The sequence below is a fragment of the Levyella massiliensis genome, assembly GCF_000308275.2.
GTDB classification, from domain to species: Bacteria; Bacillota; Clostridia; order Tissierellales; family Peptoniphilaceae; genus Murdochiella; species Murdochiella massiliensis_A.
On record NZ_HG529490.1, the window covers coordinates 330,096 to 336,608 of the forward strand.

General features: G+C 44.7%; 6 protein-coding genes, 1 tRNA gene, 1 rRNA gene and 1 other annotated feature (1 of these 9 cut by a window edge). All 8 genes read left to right on the plus strand.

Annotated features, from left to right (window positions below):
* Window positions 1–272: 272 nt before the first annotated feature.
* Complete coding sequence (locus BN98_RS01520) at window positions 273–833, plus strand: hypothetical protein (RefSeq protein ID WP_154654941.1); 561 nt, start codon at window positions 273–275, stop codon at window positions 831–833.
* The gene (locus BN98_RS01525; RefSeq protein ID WP_019190084.1) at window positions 820–1,638 is read left to right on the plus strand and encodes a hypothetical protein; all 819 of its coding nucleotides are present in this window, start codon (window positions 820–822) and stop codon (window positions 1,636–1,638) included. The genes BN98_RS01520 and BN98_RS01525 overlap by 14 nt, the downstream gene beginning before the upstream one ends.
* Complete coding sequence (locus tag BN98_RS01530; protein WP_019190083.1) at window positions 1,635–2,369, plus strand: hypothetical protein; 735 nt, start codon at window positions 1,635–1,637, stop codon at window positions 2,367–2,369. Before BN98_RS01525 ends, BN98_RS01530 begins: the two co-directional genes overlap by 4 nt.
* Window positions 2,370–2,379: 10 nt before the next feature.
* Window positions 2,380–3,009 carry an ABC transporter ATP-binding protein gene (locus BN98_RS01535; RefSeq protein ID WP_019190082.1) on the plus strand — a complete coding sequence of 210 codons (630 nt, stop codon included), beginning with the start codon at window positions 2,380–2,382 and terminating at the stop codon, window positions 3,007–3,009.
* Window positions 3,010–3,260: 251 nt separating this feature from the next.
* The gene (locus tag BN98_RS01540; protein ID WP_019190081.1) at window positions 3,261–3,473 is read left to right on the plus strand and encodes a hypothetical protein; all 213 of its coding nucleotides are present in this window, start codon (window positions 3,261–3,263) and stop codon (window positions 3,471–3,473) included.
* A gap of 11 nt (window positions 3,474–3,484) precedes the next feature.
* Window positions 3,485–3,718, plus strand: coding sequence for a hypothetical protein (locus BN98_RS01545; protein ID WP_154654942.1), 234 nt, complete (start codon window positions 3,485–3,487; stop codon window positions 3,716–3,718).
* A 384-nt stretch (window positions 3,719–4,102) separates the two neighbouring features.
* Window positions 4,103–5,626 (plus strand): 16S ribosomal RNA (locus BN98_RS01550).
* Between the two features lie 198 nt (window positions 5,627–5,824).
* Window positions 5,825–5,897 (plus strand) — tRNA-Ala (locus tag BN98_RS01555).
* An 82-nt stretch (window positions 5,898–5,979) separates the two neighbouring features.
* Window positions 5,980–6,513: a sequence feature (mutual gap in cmsearch alignment for this rRNA model is longer than 100), on the plus strand (it continues 1,421 nt past the right edge of the window).

The window sequence follows — 6,513 nt, forward strand, 5'->3', positions numbered from 1 at the left end:
TAAATTTTGATTTTGAGTGGAAGTCGGTTCTTTATTTTCATTCTATTTTTACAAAACAATAATCATCATTTTTCTTGTGAAAACGATATAGCATGTATTATAATTGGAGTAGACAGTTAGGTTGTCTTGATAGAAAATGGGGGGGGTATACACAAGTAAGATTGTTGTCGGCTAAATAGGGAAAATGATTTCTACTGGCTAAAAATTATCATCGCTATCTGAAACAAGGGACTCAACTGCGCTGCAAAAGTATTAATCAAAGAAAGGGAGGAATGAAAATGCCTAAGAGATTCAAAGTCTTTCTAAGTGCTTTAGCATTGCTTTTTCTATTTTGCGCCTTTCAAATCGTTCAGATCAATCGTGAAATACCGAATCAAGTTAGAGAAGTACAAAAGTCACTGCCATATACGTTGAACATAGATGGCACCGAAGTAACGGTGACCGATTATGCGTTTGGCACGAAAGAACTGGATGGAATAGCCTATCATACTTGTACGATCTTTTTGCAAGTAAAAACAGGCGACGTGATGCCTGATCCGAAGGCGCCTCTCTTTCCTTTTGCCATGGTTGAAAATGATTATATTTTCCCGGATATACAAGGATATTCAGAAAATCTTCGCGACCCCGAAACGAGAGCGCTTGTGTTGGAGCCCAATAACACGGTGAAAGGAAGCATTATGTTTTTGCTGAGCGCTGCACAAAAAGCCGATTCCGTTCGACCGGCATTGGTGATGAAGCCGCGCGCATATCTTGAATTGTATGATCGTGAGTGGAACACAGGCAATCTTTATCTTGAATTTATTCCTTTGGAGGCAAAACGTGTTCAATCTTGACTTATATCGAGTAGGTTATAGAAAACGCATTTGGGCGATCATTCCCATCCTCATCATTTGTTGTGTTGTAGCCATACAGGATATTTCCTTTGGAGATGGAGGGGAAATACCCCTGGATGTAAGGCATTGGTTTCCGTTAAATAGCGCATGGAATATGTGGCAACCCTTCTCCAATGGAATTCCGGCGACGATATTGGGGTGGCTTTCTTTTGTGATGGTTGCCCTACCGGCAAGCGACCTCTTCTATGAAGATCAAAAACATCGCCTGGTTGTTCCTTTTCGCACAGAGAAGAGTCAAAAGATAATTACCAGATCGCACTATATCCTGAATTTTTTAGTCGGCTTTTCTGTATTGCTTCTTTTGGGGGTGGTGCAGAATGCCATCATTTTTACGCGAATCCCCATGATCCCCATTTCAGAACACTATATTCCCCCGGCGTCAGGTCAAAATATCTTTTCTCTGTTTTTCCTGAAGCAGCCTTTCTTCTATCTTGTTTTTGCATTATTACGATGTGGACTTTTTGGGGGAATATTGGCGTGTGCGTCGCTGTCAATAAATTATTGGTTAAAAGGAAGCTATGCGGGGCTATTTATTCCGTTTTTTGTCATTCAAGTTTTCGACTTTTTATGGAACCGATTGGCTCGACTTCTTCAGCTTCCCATCGAGTGGTTTGCCCAGCTATCGATCCGATTCCCCTATGGCGTTGTAGCCTTAAACACTATGGCAAAAATCGAACTCGGCGTTTTGGTCTTCTTCATTTTCGCAACATATTTGCATGCCTGTCGAAATCGAGATGTGCTATGAAGCTATTTAGTCGCAACCTCATCTATTATTTTTTCTTTTGCTTGCGGAAATCACTTCTCATTCTGATGATTTTTACGCTTTTCCAGGGGATGGCATTACAGGAGGGGGCAGATCTGGGATTATCTCCCTATGAGACATGGACACAGATCGTTCAATGTGACGTGGGCTTGCATGTGGATGCTTCCATGTATCGACTTCCTTCGGTGTGGTTTCTATTACATTTCCTTCCTGTGTGGCTGTTTTCCGATGCTTTTTGGAAGGACTATCAAGCGAACGGATGTCAGCTCCTATTGCAGTCCGGATCGAAAAGACTTTACTTTATAGTAGGACTTGGAAGCCTATGTACCCTGTGTATAGCGTTTCATGGGACGTTAGTTCTTGTACTAAGCGTTCTCGCATTGGTCAAAGGCGGAGGTGTTAGTGGATGGATGTCTTTTTTACGAATTCATCTGTTTTTTACCATAGAGAATATTGTGTTCCTTACAGCAGTGCTTTTTCTAAGTGCATGGATACTGTATCGAGTGGGGCTTGTCGTTGTTTTTTTGTGGTTAGGAGCAGTTAGCTTGATACCATCGCCATTTCTGTTGGGCAGTGGCTCTCTCGTTTTTCGCCAGGATTTTATGGAACCGGAAGGATATTCGCTTCCTCTAAATCTTATTGTCTGCGCACTATATTTATTTGTGGTTTTTATTCTCTATTACCGACGAACGAAGAACGTCGATGTTCTGTGAGGAGGACACCGTGATTGAATTAAAAAACGTTGGAAAAAAGTTGGCTGAAGAGTGGGTTTTGAAAAATGTCACGTTGGACATAGAAGAAGGTGGAATTTATGGATTCGTAGGACAGAACGGATCGGGGAAGACGATGCTCTTTCGGGCTATTCTTGGACTCATTCAGCTCACAGAGGGGGAATGTTACATAGACGGGCATAAAGTAGATTTTGATCATCTACCAAAGGATGTGGGACTACTCCTTGAATCTCCGGCATTCTTGCCCTATCTGAGCGGACAGCAAAATTTAAAATTGCTTTCCTATTTGAAGTCGGAAATAACGGATAAAGAAATATCCGACATGATGAACAAAGTAGGACTGGCAAAGGCGAAGAACAAAGCGTACGGAAAGTATTCATTGGGCATGAAGCAACGATTAGGTCTTGCCTCGGCCTTCCTTCACGCACCGCGTCTCATTATATTAGATGAACCCACGAATGCATTGGATTCACAAGGAATTGAAATATTAGTGCAGCTGCTGAAGATGTATGCATCTAAGAAACGAATCATTCTGATTGCAAGCCATGATGAGCAATTCTTGTCACAAGTAACGAATAGACTTTTTTATATGAGCAAGGGACAACTAACGAAAACGTTGTAACGATCTTCATGTGATGGAGGCGTTCCGTATCATACGATGATTGTTCATTCAACAGGAAGCAATGCCGGAAACATAGGGATTTCAGCACACACTACAGCAAGACGGATTTATCCATTAAAAAAACTGGGGTTAGGCATATCTTCTACACGCCAATGGTTAGGTTTAAAGATTCGAGGCAACTATGGATATTAAAAAAACCATGCTTTCGTTCGCTTTATATGGAACGTGATAGCGCCGTAAGAGATCCTTCGATGACACAATTTGAACGATTTAACGTGATGGATACGTTTAAAAAAGAGGATTCCATCCTTATGCTAGTCGATACAGTTGTGACCAATGAAGCGCAAACATTCGGTTCCGGTTGCGTTTATCGTTTGCTCTTAACGATGGAAGATGATCATCTAAGGCTTGATCAAATCATTGGAGAAAGCGGTGAGGACGCCATAAACTATGCTCAAACATGACGGTAGAAGAGATGCGCAAGGATATTGATCTTTTGGAAAAAAGATTACTGTCAACAGTTGATTCACCGGATGTAAAAGCGGCGTATCAAAAGGATATCGACGAGGCGAAGAAGAAATGTGATCCCAAAAGTCCAATGGATTTTTACTATACGATGGGCATGTTTGTACGTTCTATCATGGGAATAGAGAACCGGGACATGTTGATTCCCATTATGCAGAAGCATAATGTGGCAGAGAAACAGTAATTCTCGTCTATGGAAGGTCGTCCAAAGATCGACCAAATGAGATGCTTTTCTATCAATAGAAAGGCTTGATTTGGCGAAAAAAAACCTTCGTCAGTGGATAATAGAGTTTCTCTACATGAAAAAATGAAAAAAGCTTGGAAAAGGTGCTTGACAGTTCAGGCACCTTTTAGTATTCTAATCAACGGCTTCACTCGTGGGGCAAACAGAAATGAAAAAAATATGAAAAATATTTGAAAAATTTCTTGACAAAGCCATACGATGTTGCTAATATGTATAAGTCACCTCGCGTGACGCGAACCTAAACAACTGAATCAATCAATAAACTTTGAGTTGAAATAATTCAAAACAACAAATTTAGAGTCAAGATATTGGCTCTCAAAAAAATTTTTTGAGAGTTTGATCCTGGCTCAGGATAAACGCTGGCGGCGTGCGTAACACATGCAAGTCGAACGAGAATGTGCTGACAGATCCTTAGGGTGAAGATAGCACAGGACAGTGGCGGATGGGTGAGTAACGCGTAAGAAACCTGCCTTTCACACCGGGATAGCAGCTGGAAACGGCTATTAATACCGGATGACACTTTTTCCCCGCATGAGGAAGAGGTTAAAGAATTTCGGTGAAAGATGGTCTTGCGTCTGATTAGCTAGTTGGTGGGGTAACGGCCTACCAAGGCGACGATCAGTAGCCGGCCTGAGAGGGTGTACGGCCACATTGGGACTGAGACACGGCCCAAACTCCTACGGGAGGCAGCAGTGGGGAATTTTGCACAATGGAGGAAACTCTGATGCAGCGACGCCGCGTGAACGAAGAAGGTCTTCGGATTGTAAAGTTCTGTCCTGGGTGAAGATAATGACGGTAACTCAGGAGGAAGCCCCGGCTAACTACGTGCCAGCAGCCGCGGTAATACGTAGGGGGCGAGCGTTGTTCGGAATTATTGGGCGTAAAGGGTACGTAGGCGGTTTGTTAAGTTTGGCGTTAAATCACGGGGCTCAACCCCGTTCAGCGTTGAAAACTGGCAAACTTGAGTAGTAGAGGGGACAGTGGAATTCCTAGTGTAGCGGTGAAATGCGTAGAGATTAGGAAGAATACCGGTGGCGAAGGCGACTGTCTGGATACATACTGACGCTCAGGTACGAAAGCGTGGGGAGCAAACAGGATTAGATACCCTGGTAGTCCACGCCCTAAACGATGAGTGCTAGGTGTCGGGTGTCAAAGCCCGGTGCCGCCGTTAACACATTAAGCACTCCGCCTGGGGAGTACGCACGCAAGTGTGAAACTCAAAGGAATTGACGGGGACCCGCACAAGTAGCGGAGCATGTGGTTTAATTCGAAGCAACGCGAAGAACCTTACCAGGGCTTGACATAACAGTGACGGGTTAAGAGATTAACCGTTCCCTTCGGGGACACTGCTACAGGTGGTGCATGGTTGTCGTCAGCTCGTGTCGTGAGATGTTGGGTTAAGTCCCGCAACGAGCGCAACCCTTGTCGTTAGTTGCCAGCATTAAGTTGGGGACTCTAGCGAGACTGCCGGTGATAAACCGGAGGAAGGTGGGGATGACGTCAAATCATCATGCCCTTTATGTCCTGGGCTACACACGTGCTACAATGGCCGAAAACAGCGTGAAGCAACCTCGTGAGAGCAAGCGAACCACGAAAAGTCGGTCTCAGTTCGGACTGTAGGCTGCAACTCGCCTACACGAAGTCGGAGTTACTAGTAATCGCGAATCAGCATGTCGCGGTGAATGCGTTCCCGGGTCTTGTACACACCGCCCGTCACACCATGGAAGTTGGTAATACCCGAAGCCGCTGAGCGAACCTATGACGCAGGCGTCGAAGGTAGGATCAATGACTGGGGTGAAGTCGTAACAAGGTAGCCGTAGGAGAACCTGCGGCTGGATCACCTCCTTTCTAAGGAAGCGAAAAGAGAGGAAGGATGGAGATACACGGAGGAAGAAATTCGGAAAAGGCCGTTTATACGGAAGAAGTACGGAGGACGAACCCGCGAAACCCATTCGGAATTCTTTTTGCAAGATAAGACTCAATTAGAGTCGTTCAAGGTTTATTGATTGATTAGGTTCACTTGATCACCCTTCGGGGTGATTTTGTGGGGATATAGCTCAGCTGGGAGAGCACCTGCCTTGCAAGCAGGGGGTCAAGGGTTCGATTCCCTTTATCTCCATGCCGATTTCGGCTTATGCCGTGCGGCATCTTTCCAATAGGAAAGTTTGATCCTTGACAATTCAATCGTAATAGATATTTCTGGTCAAATTGAGAAGAGCACGAGGCGGATGCCTTGGCACATGACGCCGATGAAGGACGCGAGCAGGCGATAACGACGGTGAGCTGCAAAAAGCTTTGATCCGTCGGTTTCCGAATGGAGCAATCCGGCAGGAGAAGATCCTGTCATCCTAACGCCAATCCATAACGTTAGGAGGGGAGACCCGGAGAACTGAAACATCTCAGTACCCGGAGGAAAAGAAAGAAAACTCGATTCCCTTAGTAGCGGCGAGCGAACGGGGAACAGGCCAACAGTGAATCACGATTCTGAAATCTAGCGGAAGTTTCTGGAAAGGAACACCAAAGACGGTGACAGTCCGGTACGCGAAAGAAGAAGGAATCATCACGAAAGAGTACCATCGAACACGAGAAATTTGGTGGGAACATGGGAGGACCACCTCCTAAGCCTAAATACGATCATGTGACCGATAGTGAACTAGTACCGTGAGGGAAAGGTGAAAAGAACCCCGGAAGGGGAGTGAAAAGAATCTGAAACCTTGTGCTTACAAGCAGATAGA

Bases quoted from the DNA above. Each gene is read 5' to 3' on its own strand.
- BN98_RS01520 (WP_154654941.1), top strand. From the start codon at position 273: ATGAAAATGCCTAAGAGATTCAAAGTCTTTCTAAGTGCTTTAGCATTG.
- BN98_RS01545 (WP_154654942.1), top strand. From the start codon at position 3,485: ATGCGCAAGGATATTGATCTTTTGGAAAAAAGATTACTGTCAACAGTT.
- BN98_RS01540 (WP_019190081.1), top strand. From the start codon at position 3,261: ATGACACAATTTGAACGATTTAACGTGATGGATACGTTTAAAAAAGAG.
- BN98_RS01530 (WP_019190083.1), top strand. From the start codon at position 1,635: ATGAAGCTATTTAGTCGCAACCTCATCTATTATTTTTTCTTTTGCTTG.